The following is a 15015-nucleotide window of genomic DNA, read 5'->3' as shown; positions in this document are numbered from 1 at the left end:
AGAACTAAAAATTACTATAAAGATTAAATCTAAACTTAGTACTATATAGACTAACCGAAAACTAAGGAGGATGTTATGTATACCATAGTAGTAGCTGATGATGAAGAAGAATTACGGAGTGCTATCATTCGTAAAATGGACTGGAATAGCATCGGATTTCAAGTAGTGGGTGAGGCGAGTAATGGAATTGAAGCCTTAGAGATGGTAGAAAAAGAAGAGCCTGACTTGTTATTAACGGATATTCGCATGCCGTTTTTATCAGGAATAGAACTAGCAAGACAAGTAAGAGAAATAAGACCTACGACACAAATTGCATTTTTAAGTGGTTATGATGATTTTTCTTACGCACAACAAGCGATACAATACAATGTAATTAGTTATCTGCTAAAACCAATCAGTATGTCGGATTTAACACAGAAGTTATTAGAAATTAAGGATAAGCTGGATCATTTATTTGAGGAATTTCATATTCTTAGTAAAGTTCTAAAAGACAGTCAAAGTTTTGTTGTTCCGTTGCTTCTCGATGAATGTTGGGAGCGGGATAATCAGGCCAGAGAAGAATTGTTATTGGAGCAAGCAGTTGCATGTGAACTAATACAAAATAGTAAAACATCATATTATTATACTGTTATGGCTGTGAAAATACGTGATCACTCAGGTGAGAACCGAACCGATATGGAATTGGTTCATTCCATTGACATCATTTTAAAAAAGTATATAAAACACAATAGCTTTTATACCGAGGGAAGGGTAATTAGCTTATTAATTGGTACGAAATCGACCTTCGATAAATATCTCCATATTATTGTCGGTGAAATCATGCAAAGTATAGAGAGAATCCTTGGCATGTATTGTGATATCGGAATCAGTAGAATGGTGGAACGGCTAGGATACTGTCATGAGGCATATCGAGAGGCAATGAATGCTTTAAGTTATAGTTTATTAGGCAAAAGCAATGTGCATTACATATCGGATGAGGAACGTGCCGATTTTGATTTATCCAAGGTCCCGGATATTGTTATGGAAATCGAAAATTTACTTCGTGGTGGAAGCAAAAAAGAGTTAGCGGGTTATTTAGATAGTATGTTCTATAGTTTTCTTAACATAAAAAATTATCAAATTAAGATGAAGTTAGTCTTAATTCAGGTGTTTGCTTCAGTTTGTAAAACAGTATACGCTGTTACGGACAGTGATGATAGAAAAGAAGCTTGGGATGATACTTTAGTAGACCAGATGAATTTCTTTGAAGGTACCTTTCAAGAAACGAAAGAGAGATTCATGGAGTTATGCCAAAAGGCAAGAGAACTTGTAAGTTCGGGAAGAAAAAAGAGCAGTGAAATATTATGTGACCAGGTTTTATATATTATCGAAAAAGAATATGCGAATCCTGAGATGTCTTTGGTTAGTGTTAGTAATCAAATCAATGTGAGTCCAAATTACTTGAGTGCATTAATGAAAAAGCAGACAGGACAGAGTTTTGTAGATTTACTTACCAAAAAGCGATTAGAAACTGCCAAGGAGCTACTATTGTACACTCCAATGAAAATTCGAGAAATAACGGAAAAGTGCGGGTACAATGACCAGCATTATTTTAGTTATTGTTTTAAAAAATTCTATGGTTTATCACCCAATGTACTTCGTCAACAAAACGCAGAGGCCGGGGAAATAGTTTAGCTTTGGGGGGAGATACGTGAGAAAAAAGAAAATATCGTTATCCGCTATTATCGTAAGTTTGGTGGTAAGTTTTGTCGCTTTTATATTAATTTGTGCACTCCTATTATTCTTTAAAATTTATTTATCCAGTATGGAACAAAATGCAATTACCAGTAGTGAGCAAGCTGTTGTACAAGTATCCAATACCGTAGGTAATTATTCAGATGATATGAAGGGTATTATGGATATCATTAAAGATAGCTATAATCTAAGCAAGGATGAGCGGGAAGATACACTCAACACATTAATGAAAGTGCGTACTGACTTGGTTGCAGTCTATGTATATGATGAAAATCAAAACATGATAAGCAGTTATACTGGTGAGTATCAATTAAAAAAAGAATATTTAAAAAATCTATCGTATGTGGAGAAGGAAAATTATAAGACCGGGGAGATTTACATATCAGAACCACATGTAGAAAGTCTTTTGGAGAATTATTACCCTTGGGTAGTAACGATTTTAGAGGAAATTGAAAATGAAGACGGTAGTAAGAGCAGAGTAGTATTTGACATTAGTTTCTCAAAGATTGCAAATTATGTGGATGATGTCGGAATTGGACAACATGGTTATTGTTTTATTATAGGTACGAAGGGTGAAATAATTTACCATCCGCAGCAACAACTTATCTTCTCTGGGTTAAAGGAAGAGAAAACAGAGGATATTGCAGATCAATTGGATGGCTCTTATCAGGATTCTAATGTGATCTATACCATTAAGTCACTAAATAATAGTGATTGGCGAATTGTTGGTGTAAGCTATATCAATGAATTGATTGCCAGTGAAGTAATCAGTGTAGTTAAAACACTGATTATTATGCTATTTTTAATTATGATTGTTGCTATGATTAGCAGTTATGTGATGTCAAAAGTAATATCGAAACCGATTCAAAAATTGATGAAAGCAATGGAAGATTTTGAACAAGATGCAGCTGGGTACTCCTTTCAATCGGTGGGAGGTACGACAGAAATTCAAGCTCTATCGCAATCGTTTGATCATATGGTTGTGCGAATTCAGGAATTAATGACTAAGGTACGTCAGGAAGAAATAACGCTTAGAAAAACAGAGTTAAAAGCATTACAGGCACAAATTAATCCGCATTTTCTTTATAATACATTAGATGCCATAGGCTGGTTATGTGAAGAAGAACGAAGCCAAGATGCTGTGGAAATGGTCAATGCACTGGCTAAGTTGTTTCGTATTAGTATCAGTAAAGGCCATGAATTAATTACCATAGAAAAAGAAGTTGAACATGCCAAGAGTTATTTAAAGATTGAAAACTTTCGTTACAAAAATCAATTTGTTTACGAATTTATCGTGGAGGAGGAATGTCTCCCGTATTATTGTAATAAAATTACCCTTCAGCCAATTATAGAGAATGCAATCTATCATGGGCTTAATAGAATGGTGGATGATGGTCATATCGGCATACATATCTATGATGAGGAAGAAGATATCGTAATGGAAGTAATTGATAATGGAGTTGGTATGACGCCTGAACAGATCCATAGTATTTTGTATAAAGAGCCTGGGGATAAGACGGGCATAGGAATTAAGAATGTAAATGATAGAATTAAAATCTATTTTGGAGAAAAGTATGGAATTCTGATAGAAAGCGAATTAGATGAAGGAACTTGCGTCAAAATACGTATGCCTAAGATAGAGAGGGAAAATTATGAGTACATTTAAAAAAATAGTTATATGGATTCTAACGGGAGTCATGTTACTAACCCTTGTAGGCTGTAGCAATAAAGATAATAAGAAGCATTACGTCGCGATGATTACGAAATCTACAAAAAGTGCTTTTTGGCAGTCTGTATTTGCTGGAGCAAGTGCTGCAGCTACGGAATATAATCTATCCATTAGCTACGATGGTCCTGAATTAGAAGAAGATTATGAATATCAGAATAATTTAATCTATCAAGCAATTGAGGATGGGGCAGAAGCCATTATATTCTCTGCAGTGGATTATAACGCAAATGCCAAAGCGATTGAAGATGCTTCTAAAAAAGGTTTGAAGGTAATCATCATTGATAGTGACGTAAACAGCAATCAAGTAAGCTGCCGTATTGGAACCGATAATTACGCAGCTGGTTGTATGGCAGGAGAGGCAGCCCTTGCAAGTAATGAGGAGAAAATCCATATAGGAATTGTTAACTATGATATCAATTCTGCTAATGGACAGCAAAGAGAAGATGGCTTTCGAGATACAGTAAGTAAGGATAGCAGAGTGAAAGATATTGTTACGATTAATGTAGTATCTACTACAGAAGATGCTAGAAAAGGGACAAAACAACTCTTAGAAGAACATCCAGAGATTAATGTGATAGCTACCTTTAATGAATGGACTAGTTTGGGGGTTGGTTGGGCAATTCGTGATTTAAACCTCGCGGATGAAACAACGGTAGTAGCATTTGATTCTAATGTGGTATCCGTGGGGATGTTGGAAACAGGGGAAGTAGATGCATTGATTGTACAAAATCCTTATGCTATGGGATATCTTGGAGTTGAGAAAGTCGCAGAATTAATTCGTGGGCAAAATATTGAAAAAGGTACGATCGATACTTCAACAACTTTAATTACAAGGGATAATATGTATGATGCAGAATATCAGAAGATATTATTTTCATTTCATTAAGAGAGTGATTAAGCAATTAAGGTATTATAATCAAACAGCCCACTACGCGTCCAAGGATTCTTCTTTGGCCGAACGCTTAAGAGAATTTGAAAAAAACCAGAAGTAACATTAATATAAATTCGAATTTAGGAGGTACTATATAATGAAAGCCATAAAAAATATGTTATTAGGAATAGCCATTATTTTGGCTGTAATTATTTTTCATCTGTTTATCGAAGCTGGGCTTTGGACGGATTTTATCGCTGTTATAGGAATTATATTGGTTTTAGCAGGCTATAACTCTAAAGATGAGTAAGATGGTAAGTTCAATTTGTGGACGTTGGAAGATTTGAATTTGTAGTGATTAGAAAATTTTGAATGGTGAAGAAACATGATGCAATTATCTGATAGATTTACAGATAGGAAGTTGTTATAGTATATATGTCATAGAGGACGAGGAGATTTATATATGGAGAGGATAGCATTGGTTTATGATGTAGATGTAAACTATGTTTTGATTGGACATACACATCTTCCTTTATATGCTGTTCATTGGAATTGTAAGCCCATACTAAATCCAGGTTCTATTGGCTGTGGTAAAGATGGTATAGCTAGATTTGCTATTATAGAATTAGATGACGGACTTGTTAATGTTACATATAAACAACTAGAATATGATAAAGAAAAATTAATTCGCGATTACAGGAAGAATTCTGTGCCATATGGCGAAAAATTTATCTCCATGTTTTACTAGGTATTATTTTACTCAAATTCCAAGTTGTCGAAGAATTGACTGATTCGTTATCTCTCTATTGTGAAACAAATGGAGGTTAAGGAATGAGCTAATTCTTGAGATAATTGACAGTGAACGATATCAGAAAATTACGGCTTAGCTGATTCAACTCATTTTCGTATCGGTAGTCTTTACTTTTCGTTTAAAAACAGCTATAATATAGGCAACAGGAAACATAAGTATAAAAACTTATGCTAACCCAAGTTGAGATAAAAAATGATTATCCGTTACTTTGGAGGTTCGGGATAATCATTTTTTATTGTGCATTTTTATTAATACAACAATAAATGTGAGTAACGCTATGATGAGCATACCGAAACTTATCATTAAAGATAAGGCATCCGAAATAGTTATCATAAGGTTCACTTCCTTTCTATGTAATATAGTGAAAGAAGTTTCACCTCCTCCCATATAAGTATAGAAGGGCAAGCACTCGAGATTATCCTACGTTCCTGTTACCATGAGGATAGTGTAGCATAAAACATGGAAAAAGTCGAGAAAAACGAACACACGTTTGCAAATAGAGTCAAATATTTTAAGCAAAGTCGCTCTTGTCAAACTTATTTCATTTCATTGATATAATAAGGATTAATAGAAAACAACATAAAGTGAAAGTAATTGACCAGTATATAAGTTTTCTTAATGATATTTTATAAAAACCTCTACATAAAAAGTTTTTATTTGCTTTGTTCAAATGATACACCTGTTAATATGCACAAAATACAGTGACTAAACTATATTTAATTGTGCAATATAATAAAATATTGTACCCTTTGTGTAAGATATTGTATATATTTTTTAACCTACCTTCCATATAATAATTATTGTAACTAACAAAACTACTCAGTTTTGTACAACAATTATGATTGGGAGGTATTTTTATGAAAAAGTTTTGGTCACTCATGCTAGTAGTAGTTATGGTGTTTAGCCTTTCTGCTTGTGGAGGAAGCAAAGGCACATCAGGTAAAGGATCTTCTTTAAATGTAGGTGTATTTTACTATACATATATTTCAAGTGTTCGTACTGCACTTGATAAATCACTAACAGATGCAGGTATCAAATATCAGAATTATGATGGAAATAGCAATCAGACTACTCAGAATGAGCAGATTGATACCGCAATTAGTCAGGGAACAAATTTATTGATTGTAAATATTGTAACATCTGGTTCTATGGATGCATCTAATTCAATCGTAGAGAAAGCAAAGGCTGCTAAAATTCCAGTGATTTTCTTTAACCGTGCAGTAGAATCTGATGAAGATGAAGGCAAAGTGTTAGGAAGCTATGATAAATGCGCATTCGTTGGAACAGATGCACCGGAAGCTGGACATATGCAAGGACAAATGGCAGGCGATTATGTAGTAAAGAACTTTGATGCTATTGACTTAAACGGTGATGGCAAAATCAGTTATGCAATGTTCATGGGTCAGTTAGGTAACGTAGAAGCAATTTTCCGTACTCAGTTTGGTGTAGAAGATGCGGATAAAGTAATCACAGCAGCTGGAAAGCCTGCATTACAATACTTTGATTCATCAAACTCTGATAAATATCAGGTTGACAAAGATGGTACTTGGTCTGCATCAGCAGCAAATGACTATATGACAACAAACCTTGCTCAATACAGTGAAGCTACAAATAATATGATCGAGTTAGTTATCTGTAACAACGATGGTATGGCAGAAGGCGTTATCTCCGCACTTAATGATAAAGGATATAACTTAGGGACTGCTGATTGTAAGACTATTCCAGTATTCGGTGTAGATGCAACAGATGCAGCAAAACAGTTAATCGCAGATGGTAAGATGACTGGTACGATTAAACAGGATGCTGTAGGTATGGCAGATGGAATCGCTTATCTTGCTAAGAATATTCAGAATGGAAAAGATTTAATGGCTGATACAAGTAACTTTAACATTTCTCCTAAAGTAAGCAACAAAATTTACATCCCATATGCTGCTTATATCGGTGAATAATAAAATCTACGTGAGAAGTAGCTGCTGCTTAGGCGGCAGCTGCTTTTTGCAGAGTAAGTAAGGAGGATGCCAATGGAACATAATGTGCTATTACAGATGACAGATATATGCAAAGAATTTCCTGGCGTAAAGGCACTGGACCAAGTATCTCTCACCGTTAAAAGTGGAACCGTACACGCACTCATGGGGGAAAACGGTGCTGGTAAATCTACTCTGATGAAATGCTTATTTGGAATGTACAATAAAGATTCTGGTTCCATTAAACTGGATGGAAAAGAAGTAAATTTTAAGAGTTCAAAGGAAGCATTGGAACATGGTGTAGCGATGGTGCATCAGGAATTAAATCAAGCCCTTAAGCGTAGCGTTATGGATAATCTCTGGCTTGGCAGATATCCAAAAACTGCTGGACTTATAGTAAATGAAGAGAAGATGCTAAAGGAGACCAATGAAATATTTAAAGAGCTTGGAATCGATGTAAATCCTAAGAAAATCATGAGTACAATGCCGGTTTCCCAAAGACAGATGGTAGAAATCGCAAAAGCAGTTTCTTACAAGAGTAAGATTATTGTATTTGATGAACCAACATCATCGTTAACGGAGCAGGAGGTAGAACATTTATTTGAGATTATCAATATGCTACGAAACAGAGGTTGTGGCATCATCTATATCTCTCATAAGATGGCAGAAATTCTAAGGATTGCGGATGAAGTAACTGTTATGAGAGATGGTACCTGGGTTGCTACAGAACCAGCAAGTACACTGACAACAGAGAACATTATTAAACTTATGGTAGGTCGTGAACTTAAGAATCAGTTTCCACCAAAGACAAACACTCCAGGCAAAGTGGCATTGGAAGTTGAAAATCTCACAGCAAGATATTCTTTGCTAAATGATGTATCATTTCAGGCAAGAAAAGGTGAAATTGTAGGATTAGCTGGATTAGATGGAAGTGGAAGAACGGAAACGTTAGAGAATATATTTGGTATCGCTACAAGAAAAAGCGGCGTAATTAAAATAGATGGAAGAGAAGTTAGTAATAAAAATGCAAGAGAATCTATTAAAAATGGGTTTGCTTTGTTAACGGAAGAAAGAAGAGCTACTGGTATCTTTGGAATATTAAATATTCGTGAAAATACGGCTATCTCAAGTCTTAAGAAGCATAGAAAAGTTTGGTTTTATTTAAGTAATAAATCGATGGAAAAGGATACGAAATGGTCTGTAGATTCCATGAGAATTAAAACACCTTCTCAGCTTACGAAGATTCGTTCCTTATCTGGTGGTAATCAACAGAAAGTTATCTTAGGCAGATGGCTTTTAACAGAGCCAGAAGTATTAATGCTTGACGAACCGACGAGAGGTATTGATGTTGGCGCAAAATATGAGATTTACCAGTTAATCATTGACCTAGCAAATAAGGGAAAAGTAGTTTTGATGGTGTCCTCTGAGATGCCGGAGTTACTTGGGGTTTGTGACAGAATTCTTGTTATGAGTGGTGGTCAGTTAGCTGGAGAAGTAGATGCAAGAAATACAACACAAGAAGAAATCATGGCGCTTGCTGCAAAATATGTTTAGAGGAGGTTCAAGCTTATGAATCCTATACAACGTTCCATCGGAAATATTAAACAAAATTATTCAGATTATAAAAACTTAGAACGTATTGAAAAAATAAACTACTGGAAGGAAGCACTATTAAATAATGCATTATACATATTGTTAATTATTGCAATTATTTATACTTACATTAAGAATAGTAACTTCCTTTCCGCACCATCCATTGTAAATATCATCAGCCTTTCCGCCGCAAATATACCAATTGCTTGCGGTATTGCTGGATGTATTGTACTGACAGGTACTGACCTTTCGGCAGGGCGTGTGGTTGGTCTTACCGCATGTATTTCAGCTTCCCTGTTACAAGCGGTAACTTATGCAACAAAAATGTTTCCAAACTTACCAGTGCTTCCTATACCACTAGTTATACTAATTGTTATGATTGTTGGTGGGCTTGTCGGTTGGGTTAACGGATTTTTTGTTGCTAAATTTAAGCTTCATCCATTCATTGTAACCTTGGCAACACAGCTAATCGTATATGGTCTCTTATTAATGTACATTATGATTAATGGTAACAATGGGCAGCCTTTATCTGGTTTGGACAAAAGTTTTACGGACTTCGTAAAAGGAAATTATATATCGATAGGAAGCGTTGCGATACCAAATTATGTATGGTTTGCTTGTGTTGTAGTTATCGTTATGTGGTTTATATGGAATAAGACCACATTTGGTAAGAATATGTTTGCAGTAGGATCAAATCCAGAAGCTGCAAATGTATCAGGTGTTAATGTCGTGAAGACTACGATACTAGTTCATACATTAGCAGGTGTTATGTATGGTATTACTGGATTTATTGAATCAGCACGTATCGGTTCCAATACCGCAAATACTGGTTTAAACTATGAGTGTGATGCGATTGCAGCTTGTGTTATCGGTGGTGTATCCTTCGTTGGCGGTACCGGTAAAATAAGTGGAGTTGTCATGGGTGTATTCTTATTACGAATCATCTTCGTGGCATTAAATTTCTTATCAATTAATATGAACATGCAATATGTCATTAAAGGTTTAATCATCTTAGTCGCATGTGCGATTGATATGAGAAAGTATTTGGTACGTAAATAAAGATGTAAGAATTGTTTGATAGATTTCTTGGTAGTAGAAGTATGTTAGATCCGTTTTAGATAGCAGATGATAAAAATAATAAAGTAATTAAGGCGTTAAATATATAAATTAATTAAAATCCTAAATATATAAATTAATTAAAACGCTAAATATATATAGTTATTAAATCGATTGAGCATAAATCAATATAGCTTTAAAATTTATATAGTCTATAAAATTGAACAGCTTTAAGTCATTATAGTTAAAAAAGGATATTTAAAACTGTAATTATATCAAGATATCGGTAACAACCTCTTTCACCTAGCAACAGGATACTTATCTATGATGAGCATCCTGTTGCGCAATTTAAAAGGGAGAAAAGCAAGAATATGGGAAAACATAAAGAAGATAGACATCAAGAAGAAAATTATCAAGAAGAAAATCAAATTCCTGAAGCAGTTACGCCAGAAGTGGCACGCAAAAAATGGTTTGGAAGAGGAATCTATGGTAGCAAGGATGTACCAATCCGTCTATTAGATGGCCTGATTGCGACATTTATCATAGCAATTGTTGCTATGGTTTTTTACTTTACTATGAATGGTGGGTATACGGTTACGTTTCATACTTTTGGCGGAAGTGAAGTAGCTTCACAGAAACATCGTTATGGCGAATTGGCAGCAGAGCCTTATGTTCCAATTAAACCGGGCTATCAGTTTGAGTACTGGTATCAAGAGGAAGAACCCAATATGATATGGAACTTTTCTGTGAATAAGATTGGTGGCGACTTAACACTTTATGCACATTGGGTACCAGCAAAGATCCTAGTAAAGTTTGATTTGAATGGCGGTACAACTACAGAAGGTATGGAGGTACTGGAACCAAAGGAAGTAGTGTTTAATGAAACTTATGGTGAATTACCAACTCCAGTCAAAGAAAGAGCAACCTTTTCAGGCTGGGAGTATAGTGGAGCCATAATTACAGCGGATTCTACTGTCTGGATGACAGGAGAGCATGTACTAAAGGCGGTATGGAATGAATAAGAAGTGTGAAATAAAAGCATTTCACACTTCATCTGAAATGATTACTTAAGATAAATTCTTCTTTCTATACTTCGTTGGAGAGCAGCCTTTTATTTTGGCAAATACTTTGGAATAATAGTTAGAATCGTTAAATCCAACAAAGTTTGCTATCTCAATAATAGAATACTGAGGATCAGCTAGATAATTTAAGCTTTTCTCAACTCTGTATTGTAAGACAAATTCAAATAAAGAAACTTTCATGTATCGTTTAAAAAGTCTACAACATTCACTTTTACATAGATGGATGTGTTCCGCAATATCTTCCAGGGTTAATTTCATAGTGTAATTATTATCCACATAAGAAAGTATACTGCGAATCCTATCATAATTCCGTTTATCATAAGCTGTCATTGTAGGAGCTGAGTTATTATGTAAACATAATATTTTCCAAAACTGCTGAAGTCTCATTAGGATGTCTAATTCATAAGAGGCTTCCTTGTTCTGTCCAATCGCAATAATTTCCTTTAGGATCGCAATAATATCGTTATTCCATACTTTTGAAAAATCAAAATGAATTGCTGGTAATGAAAAGTTTTGAATGATAGGTTCTACGTACTTACGATAAACTATGCTATTCTCATATCCATAGATTAGTTTTGGATCAAACGTGATGGAGATATACTCGCAATCTCTATTTTCAAATTTAGTACCTGTGTGGAAGGAACTTACATTACCAAACAAAGCTTCTCCCTCATGAAGATGATAAGGATGATCATTCACCGTATAAATCATCTCGCCTTTTACTATTAATGTGAGCTCGATTTCAGGATGCCAATGCCATAAAAAGGATCCTGACTCATACTTTGATAATCGTTCATAGCTAATCAAAAATGGAAAATGATCATTGCCATGTTCTTTCATTTCTCTATGAAATTTGTTCGTAATAATCTGCATAAGAACCCTTCCTTTGTTATTCCCTTTGTTGTTCCAACAATCAATATATTACTGATTACGCAAAATATAATAGCATATACTTAGGTAAATCTCAATATATTACTTTTTTATCGTATTTTCTTTAAGGATTTTTCATTTAAAAATATTATAATGATTTCAAGGTAATAAATAAAATATTTATCCGTAAGCAAACCTCGAAATGAAGTGGTAAATTGGCGCAAAATAAGGTAAGATAAAATTATAAATCTACGACGTTTTGTATAATAAGCGTCAGAGCGACAATTTAAAACTTGAAAGGTGGCAAAGGGTGTGTTACTCAAATTGAAACGAATTATGGAAATAGTTATATGTTCTGCTGTTGGTGTCTACTTAGGAAGAATTATTTGGATTTGGATAGATTACCGAAATAATCCGGGCATATATGCCTTATATTCAGCACCATGGTACACACAAATTATTATTAGTTCAGTTATATCAGGTTTGATTATATTTATTGAATTGATTTTATATCTATTTATTCGTTATAAAATTAAAAAAGATAAAAAACTTAAGTAAAGGAGATTTTGAGTATGAGACTTCCTAGTTTAGAAATACTGAATAAAGTCTATGGAGAAAGCGAGGCTAGCTTAAAGCGTTACGAGGATTTATTACAACAGTTTAAGGAACATTTTAATAGCGAACAGATGGAATTCTTCTCCGCTCCAGGAAGAACTGAAATCGTTGGTAATCATACGGATCATAACGGCGGGAAAATTTTAGCTGCAAGTATTACATTGGATACTATAGGTGCCGCTTATCCAAATAATTCAGATATCATATCAATTTTTAGTGAAGGTTATGAAGATGAGATTCGATTGGATTTATCAAAGATAGATGAGGTTCCTATCAATCAAGGTACACTTTCCTTGATCGCAGGTATGATGAAAGCAACAGCAAATGCAGGTTTTAAGGCTGCAGGTTTTAACGCATACATATCGACCAGTGTAATTAGTGCCGCTGGAGTAAGTTCATCAGCTTCCTTTGAGATGTTGATTTGTTCTATTATAAACTACTACTTTAATGACAGTAAAATGAGCTATATTGACTATGCAAAGATTGGTCAATACGCAGAAAACAAGTATTGGAGCAAAGCATCTGGCTTAATGGATCAAATGGCATGTGCAGTTGGCGGAACGATTTCCTTAGATTTTTCAAATGATGTGAAGTATGAAAAAGTGGACTTCTCATTTTCAAAGATAGGATATGACTTAATCATTGTAAATACAGGAAAAGGTCATGCAGATCTAAGCCATGAATATTCTGAGATTCCTATGGAAATGAAAGCAGTAGCTAATAAGCTAGGTGGTACTCTGCTTTGTGATAGCAACTTACAAAACTTTTTGGAGCAATTTACGGAATTAGAAGAAAGCCTTGAAAATGATAGAGCATTACTTCGTTCCATGCATTTTTATGAAGAGAACCGTAGAGTAGAGGAAGCGATACAAGCGGTAGCAGATCATAACGAGAAGCATCTCTTAAAGATTATTGAGGAATCTGGTAACTCTTCATGGAAGTGGCTGCAAAATTGCTATGTTGCAACAGATAACAAAGATCAAAAAATCAATTTAGCACTTGCCTTAACAGAAATTTTCATAAAGAAAATAGGAGATGGCAGTTGCCGTATTCATGGTGGTGGATTTGCAGGTGTTATTATGAGCATTATTCCAAAAGCAGAAACTTCTAATTATATAGAATATATGTCTAAGTTCATTGATGAGAAAAGTATTTATCCAATGAATATCAGGGAATATGGAGCTATCCATTTAGGATAAATATGAACTTGTTATATAATAAATATATCAAATATAGATATATCAAATATAAATAAATCAAATATAAATATATTAGAGGGTAAAAGTGCTTGCTGCTTTCACCCTCTTGATTAATTCACTAGCAGTGGTAGAGTGTCATCTCGTCAATGGCTGTGTAGCCGTCTATCTTGTCATTGACGAAGGCTGCTTGTTCTGCTATCCCCGGTTCGGAAGTGCGACGTAATATGTATCATTTACTGATTGTTCGTATATTTCCACCAAGTTTCATTTTGGATAGGGTAAAAACCAATACTATAATAAAACTGCTGTGATGAAAGTACAAGTGCATATTTTGCACCAAGTTTACCACAGCGTCTTACACCCTCAAGCACCGCTGCTTTTCCTAATCCCATTTTGCGATATTCTGGTAAAGTGAAAACGGGTTCCACATACGCATATTCGCTACCAGGTATACACCACATTCCACAATGTGAAGCATAATCACCATTAGGGGCTACAACCATTATCCGCAAGCTTCTATCAAAATATGGAGCATCAAAACCTTCTCTTTTTTTCATGCTTTGAATTTCAATCTCATTGCGTTCACGCTGATTATCAAACCCTTTCCATATTGCTGCATAGTACTTATCAACATCGAATTCTTCATCTTCAAAACTGATAATTCTATATCCATCAGGTAAAGTAAAATTAATATTTGCTGTATCAATTCGTGCAACAGAGGTCTTTTCATTTGTAGCACAAAACCCTTTATTTAGAGCGGACTGCTGATATCCTAAATCGCCGTCTGGTAAAGATATTTTAATTTTTCCATTGTTGCTAAGGTTATTCACAGCATAATCAATTAATTGATGTTTCAAGTACTCATACTTTTCGTCTAGACAAAAATAAGCTTCACCTATATTGCTCTCGTATGTTATCAATCCGACGATATTATCATTATCTTCAAATACTCCGATTTTTGATAAGTTGATCATACTCATATATGGTCCAAACTGCCACACCCATCTCGCCCACAAATAATGAGGCGTAATTACCTTATTTTGATTTATGCGTATTAAAAAATCACACACATTTCTAAAATCAACAGAATATCCTGCTTCGTCATTATAATTTCTTATTCTTATAGCCATAATCATTCTCCATTCAAATAAATAAAACTGCATTATTGTATATATGATTTAATGTAGCATATTTTTAACTGATTTTCCACTTAATTCCGGTGGTGCTAATAGATGATCATTTTACATAGAATTGAGAGTGTTTAGGAGATTTCTCAAACAGAATTTTTTCGGAAGTGGGGTCACATCAAATAAACATCATATTTGTTTGCCAGAAAGATAATCCGATTTTTTTGTTCCTTGTATAAGACACGCCTAAAGGATTATGAATGCGAGGCATAAGGTAGAAAAACTTTATATCTCTGGTACGGAAAAGTTCTTGTATCAAATGTTTATCCATAATACAATGTAATTAGAGAGCAGGATGGGT

The 15015-nt window shown here is 34.5% G+C and carries 13 protein-coding genes; 10 read left to right on the top strand and 3 right to left on the bottom strand.

Annotated elements, in window-relative coordinates; all coding sequences use genetic code 11:
* Positions 1-75: 75 nt before the first annotated feature.
* The 5 genes from RTP52_RS11680 to RTP52_RS11660 all read left to right on the top strand — a co-directional run bounded on the left by RTP52_RS11680 (position 76) and on the right by RTP52_RS11660 (position 5082).
* A complete protein-coding gene (locus RTP52_RS11680) occupies positions 76-1674 on the top strand; it encodes a response regulator (protein ID WP_312371478.1) in 1599 nt (532 codons plus the stop codon).
* Between the two features lie 16 nt (positions 1675-1690).
* On the top strand, positions 1691-3400 hold the full coding sequence (locus RTP52_RS11675; protein WP_312371476.1) for a cache domain-containing sensor histidine kinase: 1710 nt from the start codon (positions 1691-1693) through the stop codon (positions 3398-3400).
* The gene (locus RTP52_RS11670; RefSeq protein WP_312371474.1) at positions 3387-4349 is read left to right on the top strand and encodes a substrate-binding domain-containing protein; all 963 of its coding nucleotides are present in this window, start codon (positions 3387-3389) and stop codon (positions 4347-4349) included. The genes RTP52_RS11675 and RTP52_RS11670 overlap by 14 nt, the downstream gene beginning before the upstream one ends.
* Before the next feature lie 142 nt (positions 4350-4491).
* Positions 4492-4644, top strand: a complete 153-nt coding sequence (locus RTP52_RS11665; protein ID WP_312104166.1) for a hypothetical protein — start codon at positions 4492-4494, stop codon at positions 4642-4644.
* 153 nt (positions 4645-4797) lie between these two features.
* Positions 4798-5082, top strand: coding sequence for a metallophosphoesterase family protein (locus tag RTP52_RS11660; RefSeq protein WP_312104164.1), 285 nt, complete (start codon positions 4798-4800; stop codon positions 5080-5082).
* Positions 5083-5370: 288 nt separating this feature from the next.
* Here RTP52_RS11660 and RTP52_RS20555 read toward each other — a convergent pair whose 3' ends face one another.
* Positions 5371-5478, bottom strand: a complete 108-nt coding sequence (locus RTP52_RS20555; protein ID WP_081428537.1) for a putative holin-like toxin — start codon at positions 5476-5478, stop codon at positions 5371-5373.
* A gap of 524 nt (positions 5479-6002) precedes the next feature.
* Between RTP52_RS20555 and RTP52_RS11655 the strand changes: the two genes are divergently transcribed.
* The 4 genes from RTP52_RS11655 to RTP52_RS11640 all read left to right on the top strand — a co-directional run bounded on the left by RTP52_RS11655 (position 6003) and on the right by RTP52_RS11640 (position 10783).
* The gene (locus tag RTP52_RS11655) at positions 6003-7094 is read left to right on the top strand and encodes a galactose ABC transporter substrate-binding protein (RefSeq protein WP_312371471.1); all 1092 of its coding nucleotides are present in this window, start codon (positions 6003-6005) and stop codon (positions 7092-7094) included.
* Between the two features lie 72 nt (positions 7095-7166).
* Entirely contained in the window at positions 7167-8666 is a 1500-nt protein-coding gene (locus tag RTP52_RS11650; RefSeq protein ID WP_312104159.1) for a sugar ABC transporter ATP-binding protein, read from the top strand.
* A 15-nt stretch (positions 8667-8681) separates the two neighbouring features.
* Positions 8682-9764: a galactose/methyl galactoside ABC transporter permease MglC gene (locus tag RTP52_RS11645; protein ID WP_312104157.1), complete on the top strand. Its 1083-nt coding sequence runs from the start codon at positions 8682-8684 to the stop codon at positions 9762-9764.
* A 368-nt stretch (positions 9765-10132) separates the two neighbouring features.
* Positions 10133-10783, top strand: a complete 651-nt coding sequence (locus RTP52_RS11640; protein WP_312371468.1) for an InlB B-repeat-containing protein — start codon at positions 10133-10135, stop codon at positions 10781-10783.
* A gap of 45 nt (positions 10784-10828) precedes the next feature.
* On the opposite strand, the gene RTP52_RS11635 is transcribed toward RTP52_RS11640, so the two are convergent.
* Positions 10829-11716, bottom strand: coding sequence for an AraC family transcriptional regulator (locus RTP52_RS11635; protein WP_312371466.1), 888 nt, complete (start codon positions 11714-11716; stop codon positions 10829-10831).
* A gap of 569 nt (positions 11717-12285) precedes the next feature.
* Between RTP52_RS11635 and RTP52_RS11630 the strand changes: the two genes are divergently transcribed.
* Positions 12286-13527: a galactokinase gene (locus RTP52_RS11630; protein ID WP_312371463.1), complete on the top strand. Its 1242-nt coding sequence runs from the start codon at positions 12286-12288 to the stop codon at positions 13525-13527.
* A 233-nt stretch (positions 13528-13760) separates the two neighbouring features.
* Here RTP52_RS11630 and RTP52_RS11625 read toward each other — a convergent pair whose 3' ends face one another.
* Entirely contained in the window at positions 13761-14657 is an 897-nt protein-coding gene (locus RTP52_RS11625; RefSeq protein ID WP_312371461.1) for a GNAT family N-acetyltransferase, read from the bottom strand.
* Between the last annotated feature and the right edge of the window lie 358 nt (positions 14658-15015).

This window comes from Lachnoclostridium sp., assembly GCF_031997925.1.
Lineage (GTDB): Bacteria > Bacillota > Clostridia > Lachnospirales > Lachnospiraceae > Lachnoclostridium.
This window is presented reverse-complemented; position numbering and strand designations above follow the sequence as displayed.

What these genes read in the sequence shown, in the direction of transcription:
- RTP52_RS11665 (WP_312104166.1), top strand. Translation starts at nt 4,492, where the DNA reads ATGAAAGCCATAAAAAATATGTTATTAGGAATAGCCATTATTTTGGCT.
- RTP52_RS11655 (WP_312371471.1), top strand. Translation starts at nt 6,003, where the DNA reads ATGAAAAAGTTTTGGTCACTCATGCTAGTAGTAGTTATGGTGTTTAGC.
- RTP52_RS20555 (WP_081428537.1), bottom strand. Translation starts at nt 5,478, where the DNA reads ATGATAACTATTTCGGATGCCTTATCTTTAATGATAAGTTTCGGTATG.
- RTP52_RS11635 (WP_312371466.1), bottom strand. Translation starts at nt 11,716, where the DNA reads ATGCAGATTATTACGAACAAATTTCATAGAGAAATGAAAGAACATGGC.
- RTP52_RS11680 (WP_312371478.1), top strand. Translation starts at nt 76, where the DNA reads ATGTATACCATAGTAGTAGCTGATGATGAAGAAGAATTACGGAGTGCT.
- RTP52_RS11645 (WP_312104157.1), top strand. Translation starts at nt 8,682, where the DNA reads ATGAATCCTATACAACGTTCCATCGGAAATATTAAACAAAATTATTCA.
- RTP52_RS11670 (WP_312371474.1), top strand. Translation starts at nt 3,387, where the DNA reads ATGAGTACATTTAAAAAAATAGTTATATGGATTCTAACGGGAGTCATG.
- RTP52_RS11625 (WP_312371461.1), bottom strand. Translation starts at nt 14,657, where the DNA reads ATGGCTATAAGAATAAGAAATTATAATGACGAAGCAGGATATTCTGTT.
- RTP52_RS11660 (WP_312104164.1), top strand. Translation starts at nt 4,798, where the DNA reads ATGGAGAGGATAGCATTGGTTTATGATGTAGATGTAAACTATGTTTTG.
- RTP52_RS11650 (WP_312104159.1), top strand. Translation starts at nt 7,167, where the DNA reads ATGGAACATAATGTGCTATTACAGATGACAGATATATGCAAAGAATTT.
- RTP52_RS11630 (WP_312371463.1), top strand. Translation starts at nt 12,286, where the DNA reads ATGAGACTTCCTAGTTTAGAAATACTGAATAAAGTCTATGGAGAAAGC.
- RTP52_RS11640 (WP_312371468.1), top strand. Translation starts at nt 10,133, where the DNA reads ATGGGAAAACATAAAGAAGATAGACATCAAGAAGAAAATTATCAAGAA.